Genomic DNA, 17,694 nt, shown 5'->3' on the forward strand with positions numbered 1-17,694 from the left:
GGCCCCTTCTGGAGATACGACCCGGATGTTCGAGCTCAAACCCTGCGACCCTGTCACCTTCCGCCAGCAGACCCGGCGCAGCACGCTGATTGTCGCGGTGCTGTTCCTGGCCCTGGCCATGTTGCTGTCGAGCCTGGCGGTGATGCTGTTCGGCGAGCCCGGCGGTGACAATTTACGTTTCAATGTCGGCGGCGTTTTCGCCGGGGTGCTGATCACCGTGGCGCTGGTGCGTGGCCCCTTCTGGACTCAGCCGTGGCTGGCGCCGGCGGTGTATGGCTGGCAACTCAAGCGCTGCCTGATGAGCGTGACCAATGTGATGCACAAGGTCACCGAGCAGGTCCAGGCCAATGACCCGACGGCGATCAAAGTGCTGCGTTTCTATCACCTGGGCCTCACGCAGATGCATGAACTGGATGCCAACTCCAGCGCCCAGGTGCAGTTGGTCGCCGAGGTCGAGGCACATAAAGCCAAGATGCAGGCGCTGGGGATCCATATCGAGCAAACCCGTTTCGACCCCGCCTGGCTGCAAGCGCTTAAACGCGCTTAAACCTGAAGGACTCGCACGCTTACGAAATGCTATTGAACGGACACACACCACCTCACGGCGTCAGTTGGAAAGCTTTGCCCGCCAGCAGAACACCGCGCTCACCGCAATCGCCAAGCCCGCCAGACCGAACACCCAGGGTGCCGAGGCAATCGGCAGCAGCAGGCCGGCGAGCAAGGGCCCGAGGCCGGCGCCGATATCCCGCCACACGGCATTCGAGGCCAGGGCCGACACGCGCATCGAACCGGGGTTGCGCTCGGCCACCAAGGTGGTCACCAGCGGCAGTTGCAGCGCGCGCAGCACCAGCACCGCCGCCGCACCGACGATCACCCAGTAACTGCCGAATGCGGTCAGGGCCAGCGCACTCAGGAACGAAAACAGCAGCAGCATCGAGGTGGCGCCAAAGCGCTGGGCCGCACGGCCGCCCAGCGGGCTCAGGAGCATTTCCGAGACATAGCGCAGCGCCATCAGGCCACCGGCGATCAATACCGCATCACCGCCCAGCAGCTTCTGCGCCTGGATCGACAGGCCGAAGATAAACAGGCCATCCAACGCCACCCCTTCGATAAACGACCACACCGCCACGCTGTCCGGCCACTTGAAGCGCCGCCCCGGCGTGCTGTGCAAATCATGCCCCACCGTCGGCAAGCCGCGCGCCATCCACACGCCCACCAGGCAGCACCCGGCCAGAATCAGAAAGATCGGACGCGGCCCGGCCCACAGCGTCAACCAGCCGCCCAACGGCAGCGCCAGCATCGGCCCGAGGGCGATCAGCGCACGGGAACGCCCGGCCCGGCGTGCGGCGCCGGCCGGTTCCGAGGTGGCCAATACTTGGGTGGACAGGTTCAACGCGGCAAAACACAGGCCCCACACCAGCCGCAGCCCCAACAACGCAGCGAAACCCGACAACAGCGAGTTGCCCACGGCGCACAGGGTCGCCGCACCGGCGGCAATCATGCAGGTCAGGCGGTCGCCGTTGCGCGCGTAGAAATTGAGCACATGCCGGTAGCCGAAAATCCGCACCAGGCGGTTAGCCGCCAGCAGCAACCCGGCCTGGGCCAGGGTGATGCCGAACGCCTGGGATTCCATCGGCAGCAGCAGGTAAAGCAGCACATCACTGGGCAAGCATAAAGCCAGGGTCAGCGCAGCGCGGCGGGAGTTCGTATCAGCGGTACGGAGGGCCAGGCTGGACATAAATCTGAAACATCCCGAAATATTCAGGTCGCCACGGTAGCCTTCCACACCGGTGTTTTACAACGCCCAATCATGGCTTTTTCCCATAGGGCAACAGACGCAAGCCACTCGCCACGGCCCCCACCGCTGCAAACCCGCAGCCCAGCCACAGCGCAGAGTGCGGGCCGCTGGCCAGGGACAGGTGGAAACACAAGGCCACCAGCGACGCCCCCAGCGTTTGCCCCAGCAAGCGCGAAATCGCCACAATACCGCTCGCCCCACCGCTGCGGGCCAACGGCGCACTGGTCATCAACGCCTTGAGGTTGGGTGACTGGAAGAATCCAAACCCGGCGCCGCACAGCGCCATGCGCCAGCCGATATCAAACGCCGAGGCGCCGCTGTCCAGGCTGGCCAATGCGGCCATCCCCACGCTGAGCATCAACAGGCCGATGCCGCACAGCAAACCCAGGGACACCCGGTCGGCGAGGCGCCCCGCCACCAGCGCCATCACCGCGACCACCGCCGGCCAGGGCGTCATCAGGAAACCGGTTTCCACCTGGCTATGGCCCAGCACCGCCTGCAACAAGAAGGGCAGCGACACAAAGGCCAGGCCCTGGGCGCTGAAGGCACAAATAGCGGTCAGGGAAGACAAGGCAAACACCGGGCGCTTGAACAGGTCCAGTGCCAGCATCGGCGCCGGGTGCCCGGCCTGGCGCCGCAGCAGCAAGGCGCCGCACACCAGCGCCACGGTGATCAGGCCCAACGTCAGCGCGCCCTGAGCACCGTGCACGGCCGTGCCGAGCCCCAGCACCAGCAGGGCGAACAGCCCAGCGCACAACAACGCTGCGAGTCGGTCAAAGGCATGCCCGGTCATCGGCAACGTGGGTAATGAACGCAGGCCCAGTGCCAAGGCAAGCAAGCCCAGCGGCACGTTGATCAGGTACAGCCAGTGCCAGGTCGCCACCGACAGGATCGCCGACGCAGCAGTCGGCCCTAACGTAAATGCCAGCCCCACCACCAACGAGTTATAGCCCAAGCCGCGCCCGAGCATTTTTGACGGGTAGATATGCCGCAGCAGCGCCGTGTTGACACTCATGATCGCCGCCGCCCCCAGACCTTGCGCCACCCGCGCGGCAGTCAACGTCAGCAGCGACCCGGCCAGGCCGCAAAACAACGACGACACGATAAACAGCAGCAGCCCGCCGAGATACACCCGGCGGTGCCCCAGCACATCACTGAGCGACGCAAACGGCAGCACCGTGGCAATGATCGCCAACTGGTAGGCGTTGACCACCCAGATCACCGACGCGGAATCAGTGCCGATGCCCTCAGCCAGGGTCGGCAACGCCGTGTTGACGATGGCCGTGTCCAGGGTCGCCATGCCGATCCCCAGGGAGATCGCGATCACGGCAGGCAGGCGTTTATTGAGGGGCAACCCATCGGCAACAGAAGACATGAACAATCCGCGCAGGTGACAAAGGCCTTTAGATTAAGGGCTGCGGCGATTTTTTTCAGTGCTGGATTGGGTGGCTGTCAGTATTTTCATGTTCGCCAGTGCCCGGTCCTCGCCATCACGCCCACGGCTTCGGCAAAACCGGCTTGGGGCGCCGTATTCAGCGTGACAAGCCCCACACAACGGCTCGGCCTCAACACCGCTGCACGCGTGGCCACCCGCCCGCCCACTTCCACGCCTGCCAACACCGCCTCGGGGATATGCAGGGCATTCATCAGTTCCAGCACATCCTGGCCGAGCACGGCGTCATCCTGCTCACGCCAGGTGCCTTTGCCTACGGCGCAGTCGTTGGCACCGGCAAGGGACACGCCGAAGCATTTTTCCTGGGGCTTGGGCTCATCGGCATGGGCCACGGTGGCGAAAGCGCTGAGGGACAGGGCGAGGGTTGCCGCGAGGGCTGCGTAAGGACGCTTCATGGGGTGAGTCTCCTGGCTTGACTGAGTGTGGCCAGGGCGCCTTGGGGGTCGATGACCGCCTGCGCCAACTGGTGAACAGAGTTAACGCCAGGCGTGTATCCGGTCTGTGTCGCGAACGCGATAGAACGTCATGCGGGTGTATCAGGAGGGTGCGGGGATACAGTTCGATACACAGTCACTGACACAGTGCTGAAAACCGACCCTCGCCCCAGGAGGTGGAAAACAGGTCACGATCAATAGGTAATCTGCAGGGTGGGCCCTTGCACCGTCATGCAGCGATTGCAGGCCAACTGGTCAGCCGCCATCTGGGGGTTCCACGGCCCGATGACACCGTCGCGCTTGCCCTTGTCATCCACTGAGTCCAGTGCGGCCATCACGTTGTCGCGATTGGGCTTGAGCAGTTCCCGGGCCAGTTGCGTTTCTTTATCTTTTTGCGCGTCGCCCGTCAGCGAACGACCGGCCACTTCGCGGATTTTATCCGTCGTTGCATTCGGCGTCGTGGGGTGTTTGAACGCTTGGAAATTGTCACCAAAGGCTTTGGCCAGGTCCGAATCCGACATCTTCGAAAAGGGCGTGGACGCCGGACTTGGCGGCGGTGAGGCGTGCGATATGGAAATACGTGAAATCAGCATGTGTGAGCGCTCCTGGACGGTTCGACGATTGCGCCTTGCATCCCGTATGACAGACACCCGGCAAGTAGCGAGTGTGTGGCGGCGTGTGCTGAGACGGTTCCAGCGTGCCTGCGAGGCAGGCACCTGCGCGAATCAGGCGGATCGTGCTGAAACTATCCCACGCAAGCCAGCGCTCACCGTCTAGAGGTTTGCTGCCGGGAGGATCGCACTCAGGTCCAAATGGCCATCCTTCAACGGCGGGCACCAGTAGTAACCGCCGGTCAAGGGCGTGCTGATGCGGTACAGGCCATCGACAATCCCGTCTTCCAGGCCGCTCATGCGGCGCAGTTGCGCCTCGAACGCATCGAAGGAATGGCCGAACGCGAGGAACATCAACCCGGCCTGGCCGTTCTCGGCCCAGGGCATCGAGCGGCGTACCACGAAGGCTTCCGGGGTGAAGCTTTCCTGGGCGGTGCGCTTGGTGTGGGCGGATTCGGGGGCGTCTTCGAGTTCTTCGTTGTCACCATGGCGGCGGCCGATGATGTGATCACGCTCTTGTGCAGGCAAGGCGGCGAAGCCGTCGAGGTCGTGCTGCCATTGCTGGAGGGCGGCGAAGCTGGCGCCGCTGTCGGTCAGGGCGGCTTCAACCGCCGCGTCGTCGTGGGGGTTTTCGGTGCCGTCTTCGTAGTCGGTGAGGTCGAAGCCCGTCTTGTAGCGGAAGCCTTCGATCATCTGCACCAGCCGAAACGCCGGGGCCAGGGCCTTTTCAACGGTGCGGCTGCGCAACAGTAGCTCACCGCGATCCACGCCATGCAGCCACACCCACAACGCCTGTTGGGTGGACGGGTTATGCGCGCCCGGCCCGCTGACCATCGGGAAGGCGCGCAGGCCTTCAATCCGGGCGCCGAGTGCGGTGACCAGCGGCTCACCCACCCCGATCACTGCCGCCGAATCGGCCCACTGCACCAGTGCGTCCAGCGCAGCGGGCACAGCGGCCAGGGAGTCCACGGCAAAAAACAGATGACGTGCCTGCAACGGCACCGGTGCGGCAAGAATGCCCGGCTGGTACTGACTCATGTGAACTCCTTCAAGAAAGCCGCGCAGTTTACCCGGCGAGCGCCCCTGTGCGTACTGCAAAGCGCACAAGCCTTGCCATAGAGCCCCGTGTTGGGTGACTCTCTAGTCATGTTTTGCAACTATTCCAGGGGTAGCGACATGACCACCAGCAACCTGCTCACCCAGCTGTTTCCCACCTCCGCCGCCGATATTCCCGAACAGTTCCGCCTGGCGGCGCCTATCGAACAGCGTGATTACTTGGTCGACGGCCAGTTGCAGGTATGGAGCGGCCCCTTGGCCCAAGTCCTCAGCCCGGTGCAACTGGGCGATGCACGCGTGCACATCGGCAGCACGCCATTGCTGGATGCCGACACCGCCCTCACCGCCCTCGACGCCGCCGTGCGCGCTTATGACCGTGGCCAGGGCGAATGGCCGACGATGCGCGTGGCAGACCGCATCCAGCATGTCGAAGCGTTCTTGCGGCGCATGCGTGAACAGCGTGATGCGGTGGTCAAGCTGCTGATGTGGGAAATCGGCAAGAACCTCAAGGATTCGCAGAAAGAATTCGACCGCACCTGCGACTACATCACCGACACCATCAATGCCCTAAAGGAACTCGACCGTCGCTCCAGCCGCTTCGAGCTGGAACAGGACACCCTCGGCCAGATCCGCCGCGTACCACTGGGCGTGGCGCTGTGCATGGGCCCCTACAATTACCCGCTGAATGAAACCTTCACCACGCTGATCCCGGCGCTGATCATGGGCAACACCGTGGTGTTCAAGCCGGCCAAGCTCGGTGTGCTGCTGATCCGTCCGTTGCTGGAGGCTTTCCGCGACAGTTTCCCGGCCGGGGTGATCAACGTGATCTACGGCAGCGGCCGCGAAACGGTCAGCGCGCTGATGGCCAGCGGCAAGATCGATATCTTTGCGTTTATCGGCACCAACAAAGCCGCCAGCGATTTGAAAAAGCTGCACCCCAAGCCGCACCGCCTACGTGCGGCGCTGGGCCTGGATGCGAAAAACCCCGGCATCGTGCTGCCTGAAGTGGACCTGGACAATGCCGTCAGTGAAGCCGTCACCGGTTCGTTGTCGTTCAATGGCCAGCGCTGCACCGCGTTGAAAATCCTGTTCGTGCATGAAGATGTCGTCGACAGTTTTATCGACAAATTCAATAAAAAAGTCGCCACGCTCAAGCCCGGCATGCCGTGGGAAGACGGTGTGGCGCTGACGCCATTGCCCGAAGCAGGCAAGGTGGATTATCTCAACAGCCTGGTAGCCGATGCCGCGCAACACGGCGCCAAGGTGGTGAATGAACACGGCGGTGAAAGTCGCGGCACGTTCTTCTACCCGGCGGTGCTGTACCCGGTGAACCCGCACATGCGCGTTTACCATGAGGAACAGTTCGGCCCGGTGGTGCCGATCGTGCCTTACCGTGACCTGGAGACCGTGATCGAGTACGTGCTGGACTCGGATTTCGGCCAGCAACTGAGCCTCTTCGGCACCAATGCCGTGGAGGTCGGGCGCCTGGTGGATGCCTTCGCGAACCAGGTCGGCCGTATCAACATCAACGCCCAGTGCCAGCGCGGCCCGGACACCTTCCCGTTCAATGGGCGCAAGAACTCGGCCGAAGGCACGTTGTCAGTGCATGACGCCTTGCGCGTGTTCTCCATCCGCACGCTGGTGGCGACCAAGTTCCAAGAGAGCAACAAGGCACTGGTCAGCGACATCCTGCGCAACCGTGACTCAAGCTTCCTGACCACCGACTACATCTTCTGAAAACAACACACACCTGAATTTTGAGGCCACTTTAAGACCGATGAACCTGCCCTTCTTCGCCCGGCGCCTGCTGCGCCCCTTGCTCGACCCGTACCGCCGTTATCGCCATGCCAAGCTGATCCACGCCGTGCGCGTGTCAATCGGCTTGCTGGCCACCATCCTGCTGACCACCGGCATCAACCTGCCCCACGGTGAGTGGGCCTCGGTGACCATGCTGATCGTGATCGGCGGCTTGCAGCACCACGGCAATATCGGCAAGAAAGCCGTGGAGCGCGCCTACGGCACCTTGATCGGCGCCAGCGTCGGTTTGGTGCTGGTGGTGCAGCAGGCTTATTTCGGCCAGCCGTTTTTGACCTACCTGTTGATGTCGGCGGTGTGCGGGTTCTTTTCGTATCACGCCATTGGCAAGGGCGGCTATATAGCGCTGCTGTCGGCAATCACCGTGTTTATCGTCGCGGGCCATGGAGACAACCCGATCTCGGACGGCCTGTGGCGCACGGTCGATATCCTGATCGGCATCGTCCTGGCCCTGGCGTTCTCCTTCGCCCTGCCGCTGTACGCCGTGTACTCCTGGCGCTACAACCTGGCCAGCGCGCTGCGCGATTGCGCCGAGATTTACAGCCGGATCATTAATGGCGAGTCAGTCACCGACGATCAACACCTGAAGCTGCTTAACCGGCTGAATGCGGCGATGTTGCAGTTGCGTTCGTTGATGCCGTCGGTGTCCAAGGAAGTGCGGATATCGATGACCGAACTGGACGCCCTCCAGCGGCATTTGCGCATGTGCATCAGCACCCTGGAGATTCTCGGCAATACGCGCCCGGATCCGCGGGATGAACAGGCGACGGCACGGATGCAGGTGATGTTGAAGGCCGAGCACCGGCAGATTCGAGTGCAATTGGTGGGGATGGCGCGGGCCTTGAAGTCTGGCGTAACGGAGCGATTGGAGCGGCCGAGTCACGCCAGCGGTGCTGAGCCTGCGCTGGACGTGCCGGTGTATAGCGCGTTGGATGGCTATCGGCTGCTGACGTTGCAGCTGGCGCAGAATGTGGATGCGATGCGCCAGCGGCTGGCCAAAAGTGCGGGTCGTTGGAAAATCTGAATCCGCTCGCCGAAATAGGAAAATTCCCAAACATTTACGGATTTCAAGGTTTTCACACTTTGCCTTACAAAGTTTTCACGTTTTATTCACATCGCGGAACGTAGGGTGAAGCCTCATCCGTTACAAACGTTGTACATCAAGCCCGCCGCCCCAGCGGGCTTTTTTTTGCCTGAAAAACCGCTCAGCGAGAAGCCTTGGCGACAGGCGCTGCGGCGTGTTCACGGATGGCGCGCTGAGTGTCCAGCACCTTGGCCAACGCATGTTCCGCTTCCGGGCTCTGCTGCGGGACGCGAATCGCCGCCGACACCAGGGTGATCAACTTGGCCATCACCTCGGCATCCGTCGCCGGACGGCCCAGGCTCATGGAGTTCATCAACAAGCGCAGCTCGGTGCCGGCCATCACGCCGGAAATGGCCTTCAGGGCAAACTGCAAACGCACCCCCAATTCATTGCGCGGCAGGTCCGGCAACGCCAGGGCGAAGGCTTCGAAGAAACGCTGGAACACCGGCTGGTAATGCACCTTGAGGTATTCCTGGATAAACGGCGACGTATCGCTGTACACCCGGCCCAGGAAACGGATGAACGAACGCCCTTCCCCACTGGCGCTGGCCGGGTCGCTGCGCTCCAGGCCCATGGCCGGGGCGAACAGCACGCCGAGCAACGTGTCGCAATCCAGCGGCCCGTCGGACTCGGCTTCACAGCGGGCCAACAGTTCCAGGCGCTGCTCGTTGAGCGGCTCCAGACGCTGCTTCAGCAGGGTTTGCATCAGGGAATCCTTGTCCCCGAAGTGGTAGTTCACCGCCGCCAGGTTGACCTGGGCACGCTCGGTAATCTGCCGCAACAAAACCGCGTCATAGCCGTATTTGATGAAGAGAGCCTCTGTCGCATCCAGCAGTCGAGTCTTGGTGATGTTTGGAGCGCTGACTTTCTTCGCGACCATAGAAGTTCCACGTGGGAAATATTGTTTTAAAAAATAATTTGATTTTTTATACCGGTGCCGTCGCTCGAAAGCAAGTAGTGACACTGCGCCATATGATCGAAAGCCTTGGCCGACGGGTTCCCCGGAGCGAGGCAAGCGTGTTTTGATCCGCCTTCCGGCCCCCTGAAGTAAGCCTTTTCCCAAGCTGAAACGGCTCTACATCGATGGCTGGCGAAGCGGCTGGAACGCGGTTAGTATTCAAACAATATTTTAAAAACAAGAAACAAAACAGGTCCATGGCGCGCGCCGAGGCGACCCCCTAACTTGTTACAAGGCTTTACCAGGGGAAGAGGACGGCAGCGTCGAGACTGAAGGCGTATTCATGACAGACACCCCCGCGCACCCAGGCTTGATCTCCCTGCAAGGCATCGGCAAGCACTATCAGCTGGCCGGGCAACACCTGTCCATTCTCAATGATGTATGCCTTTGCATCGCCCGTGGCGACAGCTGCGGCATCCTCGGCGCCTCGGGTTCCGGCAAAAGTACCCTGCTCAATATCCTTGGCCTGTTGGACCTGCCCAACGGCGGCCAGTACCACTTTGCCGGCCACGACATTTTCAACGCTACCCCTGATCAGTTGGCGGCCATCCGCAACCAGCAGATCGGCTTCGTGTTCCAGAGCTTCAACCTGCTGCCACGCCTCAGTGCCCTGGATAACGTCGCCCTGCCCTTGAGCTATCGCGGCGTATCGCGCCAGGAATCGGTGGAGCAGGCCCTGCGCATGCTCGAACAGGTCGGCCTGGCCGACCGCGCCCACCATCGCCCCGCCGACCTCTCCGGCGGCCAACGCCAACGCGTCGCCATTGCACGCGCGCTGGTGGGCAAGCCCTCGGTCATATTGGCCGATGAACCCACCGGCAACCTCGACAGCACCACGGCCCAGGACATCATGGACCTGCTGCTGGCCCTGAACCGCGAGCAACAAGTCACCCTGATCATCGTCACCCACGACCCGCATATTGCCGAGCGCCTGGAACGTAAGATCCTGGTACGCAATGGCGTGGTGCAAGAGGTTGGGCGCCTATGACCCCGCAGGTAGAGAGCAGCCTGCGGGTCGAACAGAGCCTCAGCCAACTGCTGCATGAAGCGTTCGTCAGCCTGCGCACCCTGGGCAAGCGCTCGATCCTGGCGTTGCTGGGTATCGTCATCGGCAGTTCATCGGTGGTGGCGTTGATCAATATCGGGCACAACGCGGCGGTGGACGCCGCAATGATTTTCAAGGACATGGGCACCGACACCCTGGTCGCCCAGTTCCCGGCCAAGAACGGCGGCAATATCGCCACGCCCGCTCGCCTCGACCTGGACGCCGTGCGCCAAGCGGTACCGGGCATTACCCACATCGGCGCCCTCACCTTGTTCAGCGGGCCCATCGTGTTCCACGGCCGGACCGTCAACGCCAACTTCGTCGGCAGCACGCCGGACATCAAGGACGCGATGCGCCTGGTGGTGCAACAGGGACGTTTTCTGTCGAGCTTCGATGCCAACGAAACCTACGCCGTGATCGGTGACCCGTTGGCCGAGGCCCTGGGTTCGCCGGGCGACCCCCTGCAACTGGGCGACCGCGTGCGCATCAACGACTACCTGTTCCTGATCGTGGGCATCCTGCGCAGCCAGCCACGCGCGATGCTGATGCCGGTGCAGGCCAATGAGTCGCTGTTCATTCCTGCCGAAGGCATGCGCCGTATCTACGCCATGCCGCAGATCGGCAACGTGATCATCCGCGCCGCGCCCGGCCAAGACATGGAACGCCTTGCCCAAGAGGCCGCCACAGCCTTGAAACCACAACTGCCCGACCACGATGTGGACATCCAGGTGCCCCAGCAAATGATCGACGGCATGACCCGGCAAAGCCGCACCTTTGCCTACCTGCTGCTGGCCCTCGGCGCGATCTCCCTGGTCGGCGGCGGCGTGGGGGTGATGAACGTGATGTTGATGAACGTCTCGGAGCGCCGTCGCGAGATCGGCATTCGCATGGCCCTCGGCGCGCGCCAGCGAGATATCCGTAACCTGTTCCTGCTTGAAGCCGTAACCCTTACCGCCGTCGGCGCCCTGTGTGGTGCGGTGCTGGGCATGACCGCTGCCTGGCTGTATGCCTGGCTGTCAGGCTGGGCGTTTGCCCTGGCCGTCGCCGCCCTCCCGCTGGGCGTGGGCAGTACGCTACTGGTGGGGTTGTTCTTCGGCCTCTACCCGGCGATCTCGGCCTCACGGCTGCAGCCAGTGGAGGCCCTGCGCGATGAATAAGTGGCTGCTGTGGCTTGCCCTGTTCAGCCTGCCGGGCGTGGCGGCCGACGTGGTGATCAAGCCGTCGGCACCGAGCACGACGCGCAGCGGCTATGAGCGCAGCGTCTCGCTGAATGCCCAGCTCACCACCCTGACCCTGGGCGATGCGGTGTACCTGGGCCTGCGCAACAACCCGGCGATCCGCAGCGCGTACCTGCAACGGGTGGCCCAGAAATTCGACCTGCGCGTGGCCGAAGACGTGTTCAACCCCAAACTCACGCTCAACAGCGCGTACCGCAGCACCCGCGGCTCCGCCGACAATGCGCGCAATGCCAACGTGGCGCCGGCCACCAGCCTGCTCGGCGAGTACGGTACGCGCTTGAGCATGGCCTGGACCCAGCAGCTGAACACCGCCGACCGCGCCGGCCGCTACCGCAGCGACGGCCTGGACCTGGCGATCATCCAACCGCTGCTGCGTGGCGCCGGCTGGGACGCCACCACCGCGCCGCTGCGCCTGTCGCGCCTGTCGGAGCAGGCCAACCGCCTGAACCTCAAGGCCACGGTGGCGCAGACCATCAGCCAGATCATCGCCACCTACCGCGAACTGCTGCGCGCCCAGGAACAACTGAGTATCGTCCAGGACGCCCTCAAGCGTTCCGGTACCTTGCTGGAAGTGAACAAGGCGTTGATCAGTGCCGGGCGCATGGCCGAGTTCGAAATCGTACAGACCGAAGCCGATATCGCCACCCAGCAACTGGGGGTGGAAGAGGCGCAAAACCAACTGGACACCAACCGCCTGTCGCTGCTGCGCCTGCTGGCCCTCGACCTGTCCACGCCGATTCGCGCCACCGAAGCCCTCGAGGCCAGGCCCATGCAGATCGACAAGCGCCAGGCGTTCAACCTGGCGCAGACCCAGCAGCCGGAATACCTCGCCGCCCTGCTTGGCAGCCAACAGGCTGACCTCAACCTGGTGATCGCCAAGGACTCCGGGCGTTGGCAGGTGGACCTGGTGGCCGGCGCCAACCAGGTACGCGACGCCTACGACAACGACACAGGCCGCTCTAACAACCGCACCTGGGACAGCTACGCTGGGGTGCAGGTGCAAATCCCCATCGGCGATATCAGCACGCGCCAGGCCGAAGTGCGCGCGCGGGTGAATGTGGAGGACCAGGAGATCCGCATCACCGATGCACGCCAGGAACTGGAACGCAGCGTCAACGATGTGGTGCGCGACCTTGGCACGCGCTGGCGCCAGTATGAAATTTCCCAGCGCGCGGTGGAGTTGTCGCGGCGCAAGATCGAGATCGAGCGGGAAAAACTCAGCGCCGGGCGCTCCACTAACTTCCAGGTGCTGAGTTTCGAGACCGACCTGCGCAACGCCGAAAATGCGCGCCTCAATGCGCTGATCGCTTATTTGAACGCCCAGACCCAGCTCGACTTGACCCTGGGCATGACGCTGGAAAGTTGGGAAATCGCCCTCAATGACTACTAATCAGAAACGCCTGCTGGGCGCTGTATTGATCGTGCTGCTGGCGGGCGCAGGCCTGGCCCTGCGCAGCCCTGCGTCCGATCCGGCGACCACCGCCGAGCACTGGCAGGAGGTGAAAGCCGACGCGCTGGTGCACCAGATCGGCCTGGTGGGCAGGATCGAACCCGACACCACCATCACCCTCACCGCGCCCTTCGACGGCAACGTACAGGCCAACCTGGTGGAACAAGGCCAGCGGGTCGAGGCCGGCCAAGTGCTGTTGCGCATGGACCCGGCGACCCTCGAAGTGCAGCTGCGTGAAGCCCTCTCCACGCAGCTCAAGGCCCGGCGCACCGTGCAAGAGATGCAGGACTGGAACAACGGCCCTACCGTCAGCCGCGCGCGCCGCAGCCTGCGCACCGCCGAAATGATCGCCGGCAACACCCAGCGCAAACTCACTGAAAGCGAAAACCTGTTCAAGCGCGGCATCATCCCGCGCAATGAGCTGGACGACCTGAAGCAACAGACCCAGCAGCAACAACTGGACCTCGCTTCCGCGCGCAGCGAACTGCAACAGGCCATCGACCAGGGCAAAGGCGAATACCGCCAGATCGCCGATATGGAACTGACCAATGCCACGGTGAAATACGAGGCCCTGCACACGTTGCTCGAAGGCAAGGACATCAAGGCGCCGTTCGCCGGCATCGTGGTGCCACCGCCCGGCAATCCGTCACCCCAAGGCGGTGGCAACAACACGGCCCCGGTGCAGGCCGGCAGCAAGGTCAGCCAGGGCCAGGTGCTGTTTGGACTGGCGAATATCGAACGGCTGAAAATCGTCGCCAAGGTGTCGGAGCTGGATATCAACCAACTGCACCAGGGCCAGGCGGTTGAAGTACTGGGGGATGGGTTTGATGGCGAGCGGCTGACCGGTTCGGTGAGCGTGGTCAGTGGCTTGGCGATTACCAGTGACAGTCAGGGCAGCGCGCAGTTTCCGGTGACGTTATCGATTCCCAAGCTCACGCCGCAGCAGTTGCAGCGGGTGCGGCTGGGGATGAGTGCGCGATTGACCATCGTGACCTACAACAATGCGCAGGCGATTGTGGTTCCGAGCCAGGCGATCCAGGCGGACAAAACCGTTGAGTACCGCGAGGCGATGGATAAGCCGGTGGAGCGGGTGAAGGTGACGACCGGGCAGTCGACGGCGCAGGGGGTTGAGGTGTTTGGGCTTAGGCCGGGTTTCGTAAAAGTCGGAAGCTGAACACGGTTCAAACTGTGGGAGCTGGCAAGCCAGCTCCCACCTTCAGATTTGTGTGAGCTTTGAGGCCAGCGCCTTGGCTTGCAGCGCTACATCCGTTACCGCCGTACTCTCCCACCACATCCCCCGCAACGGCGGCCCCATGGCGAACAACCGCTGGCTGACCTGCCCCTGCGCATCCACCACCGCCCCCGACGCATCAGCCGCAATCCCCAACGCCAGCGGCCCAGGCTGGATCAGCCCACGCTTGAGCAACTGCTGCGGGAGCGGCCGGGCCACGCGGCGCCAATCGTATTCGATGCCGCTGGAGTTGATCAGCGCTGCGCCCGACACCTGGGTCACCGCGTGCTCGCCGCGATAACGCAAGCGAATGGTCACCCCTTGCGCCGAAGGCTCCAGGCCTTTGAACGACGCCGCCCGGATCCGCAACCGCCCTTCCTCTTGCAAGCGCGCCACCAACTGCGCGCTCAACGGCGGCGAGCGGTGGTGATGGCTCTCCCACCACGGCCGCACATGCCTCACGAACTGGCGTTTCTCGCCCTCGCTGGCCTGGCTCCATAGACGGCCGATGTGCGCACGCACGGTGTCCAGCGGTGCTTGCCAATCGATGCCCTGCGCGTGCGCAATAGCGCATTGCCGACGCACCTCACGCAGCAATTGCCGGGGGCTGCGCAGGCGGTGATCCTCGCCGAGGAAATCCACCCAACTCGGCGGTTGCCGGCGCACATGGGGCAGCAGGCCGTGGCGCGAGAAAATTTCGATTGGCCCGCGATGCCCGGCCTGCTCGAGGGAAACCACGGCGTCTACCATGGTCAGCCCGGAACCGATGATCAGCACCGTCGCTTGCGGGTCAATCTCGGTCATCGCGCTCACATCCCAGGGGTCCACCGCCGCCGCGTTCAACCCGCTGGACTCGGTCTGTGGCGTACGCGCCGCCGGGAACATGCCGGTGGCCAGTACCGCGAACGCGCCGCGCAGTTGCTGGCCGTTGTCGAGGGTCAGCAGCGTTGCGGCTTCCTCCACGCGCAGGTCGACCACTTCACCGCGCACATGCTCGACGCTGGACGCTGACTGCGCCTTCGCCTCGGCCAAGCGTTGCTGGGCGTACACGCCGAAAATCCCGCGCGGGGGGAACAGTTCGCTGATCGGTACGTGCTGCTGATCCGACTCAGGCCAGCCGCCAGCGCCGATAAAATCGGTCAGCCATTCGGTCAGGTCGTCGGCATTGTCCGGGTCGACACTCATGCGCGCCGCATTGCCGTTCAGGGTGTGGCCCAGTTCGACGGCGCTGTAGGCCTCGCCCCGGCCGAGTTCCGCGCGCGGCTCGATCACCAGGATCTGGCGCTGGCCAGGCAGGCGCAACAGTTGCACGGCCAGCATCGTGCCGCTCAGGCCGCCGCCGATGATCAGTACATCAGCGTTGCGGATGGATTCAGTCATGCGGAGTCGCCCTTACTGTTTGCCCAGATAAATGTCATGCAAGTCGCCCCGCGCCAGCAGTTCAGCGGCGCTGCCACTCAAGGCCACGCGGCCAGTATCCAATACGTAGCCGTGGGACGCATAGTTCAGCGCGACGTTGATGTTCTGCTCGGCGATCAGGAAGCTCACCTGCTGCTCACGGTTGAGCTGCGCGATGATCGCGAAGATCTCCTGCACGATCATAGGCGCCAATCCCATGGACGGCTCGTCGAGCAGTACCAGCGTAGGACGGGTCATCAACGCCCGGCCGATGGCGACCATCTGCTGCTCGCCGCCGGAGGTGAGGCCGGCGCGGGTGTGGCGCTTGGTCTTGAGCCGTGGGAACCAGGCGTAGATGCGCTCCAGGTCCTGCGCCATGTCCTTGCGGCTCAGGCGCCGCACGAAGCCGCCGCTGCGCAGGTTGTCTTCCACGCTCAACTGGCCGAACACATGGCGGCCTTCCAGCACGTGGACCATGCCCTGGCGCACGCGCTGGCTGGGGTCGATGCCGGCCAGGTCGGCGCCGGCGTATTCGATCGTGCCCCGGCTGACCTCGGCCCGCTCGGCACGCACCAACCCGGAGATGGCCTTGAGCGTGGTGCTCTTGCCGGCGCCATTGGCACCGAGCAAGGCGACGATGGCGCCCTTGGGCACGCTCAGCGACACCCCGGCGACCGCAAGGATGGCGCCGTCGTAGATCACTTCAATATCGTTGACCGTCAGCAGCAACGGGCGTGTGGTGTCGGTGGCGGGCTGGCTCATGGTTTATTCATCCCCGGTGCAGGTACGTGGCGTCAGGCCTTTTTCCTTGGCGAACGCTGCCGACTTTTCATCGATCAGCGGGCGCAACAGGGCGCGGTCGGCGGCGATCCAGTCGCTGATCAGCGTCCAGTGAGCGCCATCCCACTGCTGCACGCGCGCCGAGCCGCCGCCTTCGTGGTCGCGGCACGACAGCTTGAGGTTCTGCATCAGGCCCAGGTAACCCATGTCCTGCAAGCGCGCATCGTCGATGTTCAAGTGCTCCAGGCCCCAGCGGCCTTCTTCGCCATTAAGCGGGCGCTTGCCGAACTTGGCCTGGCCGGTGCGGATCGCTTCAACCGCCACGGCGGCGTTCACCAGGCCGGAGTTGTAGTAGACGCTGCCGAAGTTCTTCAGGTCCTTCAGGTCACTGTGGCCTTTGTCGAGGATGTAGCGCTTGAGGCGCTTGTGGATCTCAAAGTCGGCACCGGCTGGGTACGGCGTGAGCGCCAGGTAGCCTTTGGCGGCGGCACCGGCGGGCAATACGTCTTCGCTGGAGCTGGCCCAGATATCGCCGATGATGTGGTCCACCGGGAAGCCGAAGCGCGCGGCGGTCTTCACCGCGACCGGCGTGGACACGCCCCAGGTGCGCAGGAACACCCAGTCCGGGTTGGCCTGGCGCACCTGGCGCCATTGCGCAGATTGTTCGTTGCCAGGGTCGGCGACCGGAATCTGGATGTTTTCGAAGCCGTATTTTTCGGCGAGCAGTTTCAGCGGGCCCAGGGTTTCACGACCGTAGGCCGAGTCGTGGTAGACCGTGGCGATCTTCTTGCCCTTGAGTTTGTCGAAACCGCCTTCGCGCTGCGCGATGTAGTTCACCAGCGTCGACGCCTCGCTGTAGAAGGTCAGCATCACTGGGAAATTGTAGGGGAACACCGTGCCGTCGGTGGCTTCGGTGCGGCCGTAGCCGAGGGTGATCAGCGGGATCTTGTCGACTTCCGCCCGCTCGCTCAGCGCGTACGCCGCCGGGGCGCCGTTGGGCTGGTACACCGCGACCGGGGCGCCATCCAGGCCATTCTTGAAGCGCTCGTAGCACTCGATGCCCTTCTCCGCCGTCCATTCGGTCTCGCATTCCTGCCACACCAGTTTGACGCCGTTGATACCGCCTTCGACCTCGTTGATGTAACGCAGGTAATCGATCATCCCCGCCCACACCTGCACGCCACTGGACGCATAGGCACCGACACGGTAAGTCGCGAGGGGAAAGAATTGCTGGTCGGGCGAGGCCACCGCCTGAGGCACAGCACCGGCCAGGGCAGCCAGCGCGAAGGCGGCGCCGGCCAGGGAACGTTTCAAGGATGCACGCATTTGGGTTCTCTTAGTCA

16 protein-coding genes are annotated in these 17,694 nt (G+C 63.4%); 7 read left to right on the forward strand and 9 right to left on the reverse strand.

Annotation, left to right across the window (positions count from 1 at the left end; all coding sequences use genetic code 11):
- The first annotated feature begins 25 nt into the window (after positions 1 to 25).
- Positions 26 to 547, forward strand: coding sequence for a DUF3087 family protein (locus K7431_RS09280; protein ID WP_043205544.1), 522 nt, complete (start codon positions 26 to 28; stop codon positions 545 to 547).
- Between the two features lie 60 nt (positions 548 to 607).
- Here K7431_RS09280 and K7431_RS09285 read toward each other — a convergent pair whose 3' ends face one another.
- The 5 genes from K7431_RS09285 to K7431_RS09305 all read right to left on the reverse strand — a co-directional run bounded on the left by K7431_RS09285 (position 608) and on the right by K7431_RS09305 (position 5,334).
- Positions 608 to 1,738, reverse strand: coding sequence for an MFS transporter (locus tag K7431_RS09285; protein WP_012724964.1), 1,131 nt, complete (start codon positions 1,736 to 1,738; stop codon positions 608 to 610).
- A 70-nt stretch (positions 1,739 to 1,808) separates the two neighbouring features.
- Positions 1,809 to 3,173 carry an MFS transporter gene (locus K7431_RS09290; RefSeq protein WP_012724965.1) on the reverse strand — a complete coding sequence of 455 codons (1,365 nt, stop codon included), beginning with the start codon at positions 3,171 to 3,173 and terminating at the stop codon, positions 1,809 to 1,811.
- An 86-nt stretch (positions 3,174 to 3,259) separates the two neighbouring features.
- Positions 3,260 to 3,646 carry a BufA1 family periplasmic bufferin-type metallophore gene (gene bufA1, locus K7431_RS31090; protein WP_012724966.1) on the reverse strand — a complete coding sequence of 129 codons (387 nt, stop codon included), beginning with the start codon at positions 3,644 to 3,646 and terminating at the stop codon, positions 3,260 to 3,262.
- A gap of 233 nt (positions 3,647 to 3,879) precedes the next feature.
- Positions 3,880 to 4,278: a hypothetical protein gene (locus K7431_RS09300; RefSeq protein ID WP_043205546.1), complete on the reverse strand. Its 399-nt coding sequence runs from the start codon at positions 4,276 to 4,278 to the stop codon at positions 3,880 to 3,882.
- A gap of 180 nt (positions 4,279 to 4,458) precedes the next feature.
- The gene (locus tag K7431_RS09305) at positions 4,459 to 5,334 is read right to left on the reverse strand and encodes a Dyp-type peroxidase (RefSeq protein ID WP_012724968.1); all 876 of its coding nucleotides are present in this window, start codon (positions 5,332 to 5,334) and stop codon (positions 4,459 to 4,461) included.
- 138 nt (positions 5,335 to 5,472) lie between these two features.
- Here K7431_RS09305 and K7431_RS09310 point away from each other — a divergent pair, with 138 nt between their 5' ends.
- Positions 5,473 to 7,089 carry an NADP-dependent glyceraldehyde-3-phosphate dehydrogenase gene (locus K7431_RS09310; protein ID WP_012724969.1) on the forward strand — a complete coding sequence of 539 codons (1,617 nt, stop codon included), beginning with the start codon at positions 5,473 to 5,475 and terminating at the stop codon, positions 7,087 to 7,089.
- A 40-nt stretch (positions 7,090 to 7,129) separates the two neighbouring features.
- Positions 7,130 to 8,191: an FUSC family protein gene (locus K7431_RS09315; RefSeq protein ID WP_012724970.1), complete on the forward strand. Its 1,062-nt coding sequence runs from the start codon at positions 7,130 to 7,132 to the stop codon at positions 8,189 to 8,191.
- A gap of 181 nt (positions 8,192 to 8,372) precedes the next feature.
- Here K7431_RS09315 and K7431_RS09320 read toward each other — a convergent pair whose 3' ends face one another.
- The gene (locus K7431_RS09320) at positions 8,373 to 9,131 is read right to left on the reverse strand and encodes a TetR/AcrR family transcriptional regulator (RefSeq protein ID WP_012724971.1); all 759 of its coding nucleotides are present in this window, start codon (positions 9,129 to 9,131) and stop codon (positions 8,373 to 8,375) included.
- Between the two features lie 361 nt (positions 9,132 to 9,492).
- Between K7431_RS09320 and K7431_RS09325 the strand changes: the two genes are divergently transcribed.
- Genes K7431_RS09325 through K7431_RS09340 form a run of 4 tightly spaced genes read left to right on the forward strand, consistent with a single transcriptional unit; the run spans position 9,493 to position 14,116 of the window.
- Positions 9,493 to 10,197: an ABC transporter ATP-binding protein gene (locus K7431_RS09325; RefSeq protein WP_043205548.1), complete on the forward strand. Its 705-nt coding sequence runs from the start codon at positions 9,493 to 9,495 to the stop codon at positions 10,195 to 10,197.
- Positions 10,194 to 11,411, forward strand: coding sequence for an ABC transporter permease (locus tag K7431_RS09330; RefSeq protein ID WP_012724973.1), 1,218 nt, complete (start codon positions 10,194 to 10,196; stop codon positions 11,409 to 11,411). The genes K7431_RS09325 and K7431_RS09330 overlap by 4 nt, the downstream gene beginning before the upstream one ends.
- A complete protein-coding gene (locus K7431_RS09335) occupies positions 11,404 to 12,882 on the forward strand; it encodes a TolC family protein (RefSeq protein WP_012724974.1) in 1,479 nt (492 codons plus the stop codon). Before K7431_RS09330 ends, K7431_RS09335 begins: the two co-directional genes overlap by 8 nt.
- Positions 12,872 to 14,116 (forward strand): efflux RND transporter periplasmic adaptor subunit, encoded by a 1,245-nt coding sequence (locus K7431_RS09340; RefSeq protein ID WP_012724975.1) that lies wholly within the window; start codon positions 12,872 to 12,874, stop codon positions 14,114 to 14,116. The genes K7431_RS09335 and K7431_RS09340 overlap by 11 nt, the downstream gene beginning before the upstream one ends.
- Positions 14,117 to 14,158: 42 nt before the next feature.
- Here the strand turns inward: K7431_RS09340 and K7431_RS09345 are convergent, their stop codons facing one another.
- The 3 genes from K7431_RS09345 to K7431_RS09355 are packed head-to-tail and all read right to left on the reverse strand — an operon-like array spanning position 14,159 to position 17,677.
- On the reverse strand, positions 14,159 to 15,553 hold the full coding sequence (locus K7431_RS09345; protein ID WP_012724976.1) for an FAD/NAD(P)-binding protein: 1,395 nt from the start codon (positions 15,551 to 15,553) through the stop codon (positions 14,159 to 14,161).
- A gap of 12 nt (positions 15,554 to 15,565) precedes the next feature.
- On the reverse strand, positions 15,566 to 16,333 hold the full coding sequence (locus tag K7431_RS09350) for an ABC transporter ATP-binding protein (protein WP_012724977.1): 768 nt from the start codon (positions 16,331 to 16,333) through the stop codon (positions 15,566 to 15,568).
- Between the two features lie 3 nt (positions 16,334 to 16,336).
- Complete coding sequence (locus K7431_RS09355) at positions 16,337 to 17,677, reverse strand: ABC transporter substrate-binding protein (protein WP_012724978.1); 1,341 nt, start codon at positions 17,675 to 17,677, stop codon at positions 16,337 to 16,339.
- Positions 17,678 to 17,694: the final 17 nt, after the last annotated feature.

Origin of the sequence: Pseudomonas fluorescens group sp. (assembly GCF_020093335.1) — a bacterium.
GTDB lineage: Bacteria > Pseudomonadota > Gammaproteobacteria > Pseudomonadales > Pseudomonadaceae > Aquipseudomonas > Aquipseudomonas petroselini.

Bases quoted from the DNA above. Each gene is read 5' to 3' on its own strand.
- K7431_RS09280 (WP_043205544.1), top strand. From the start codon at position 26: ATGTTCGAGCTCAAACCCTGCGACCCTGTCACCTTCCGCCAGCAGACC.
- K7431_RS09285 (WP_012724964.1), bottom strand. From the start codon at position 1,738: ATGTCCAGCCTGGCCCTCCGTACCGCTGATACGAACTCCCGCCGCGCT.
- K7431_RS09290 (WP_012724965.1), bottom strand. From the start codon at position 3,173: ATGTCTTCTGTTGCCGATGGGTTGCCCCTCAATAAACGCCTGCCTGCC.
- bufA1 (WP_012724966.1), bottom strand. From the start codon at position 3,646: ATGAAGCGTCCTTACGCAGCCCTCGCGGCAACCCTCGCCCTGTCCCTC.
- K7431_RS09300 (WP_043205546.1), bottom strand. From the start codon at position 4,278: ATGCTGATTTCACGTATTTCCATATCGCACGCCTCACCGCCGCCAAGT.
- K7431_RS09305 (WP_012724968.1), bottom strand. From the start codon at position 5,334: ATGAGTCAGTACCAGCCGGGCATTCTTGCCGCACCGGTGCCGTTGCAG.
- K7431_RS09310 (WP_012724969.1), top strand. From the start codon at position 5,473: ATGACCACCAGCAACCTGCTCACCCAGCTGTTTCCCACCTCCGCCGCC.
- K7431_RS09315 (WP_012724970.1), top strand. From the start codon at position 7,130: ATGAACCTGCCCTTCTTCGCCCGGCGCCTGCTGCGCCCCTTGCTCGAC.
- K7431_RS09320 (WP_012724971.1), bottom strand. From the start codon at position 9,131: ATGGTCGCGAAGAAAGTCAGCGCTCCAAACATCACCAAGACTCGACTG.
- K7431_RS09325 (WP_043205548.1), top strand. From the start codon at position 9,493: ATGACAGACACCCCCGCGCACCCAGGCTTGATCTCCCTGCAAGGCATC.
- K7431_RS09330 (WP_012724973.1), top strand. From the start codon at position 10,194: ATGACCCCGCAGGTAGAGAGCAGCCTGCGGGTCGAACAGAGCCTCAGC.
- K7431_RS09335 (WP_012724974.1), top strand. From the start codon at position 11,404: ATGAATAAGTGGCTGCTGTGGCTTGCCCTGTTCAGCCTGCCGGGCGTG.
- K7431_RS09340 (WP_012724975.1), top strand. From the start codon at position 12,872: ATGACTACTAATCAGAAACGCCTGCTGGGCGCTGTATTGATCGTGCTG.
- K7431_RS09345 (WP_012724976.1), bottom strand. From the start codon at position 15,553: ATGACTGAATCCATCCGCAACGCTGATGTACTGATCATCGGCGGCGGC.
- K7431_RS09350 (WP_012724977.1), bottom strand. From the start codon at position 16,333: ATGAGCCAGCCCGCCACCGACACCACACGCCCGTTGCTGCTGACGGTC.
- K7431_RS09355 (WP_012724978.1), bottom strand. From the start codon at position 17,677: ATGCGTGCATCCTTGAAACGTTCCCTGGCCGGCGCCGCCTTCGCGCTG.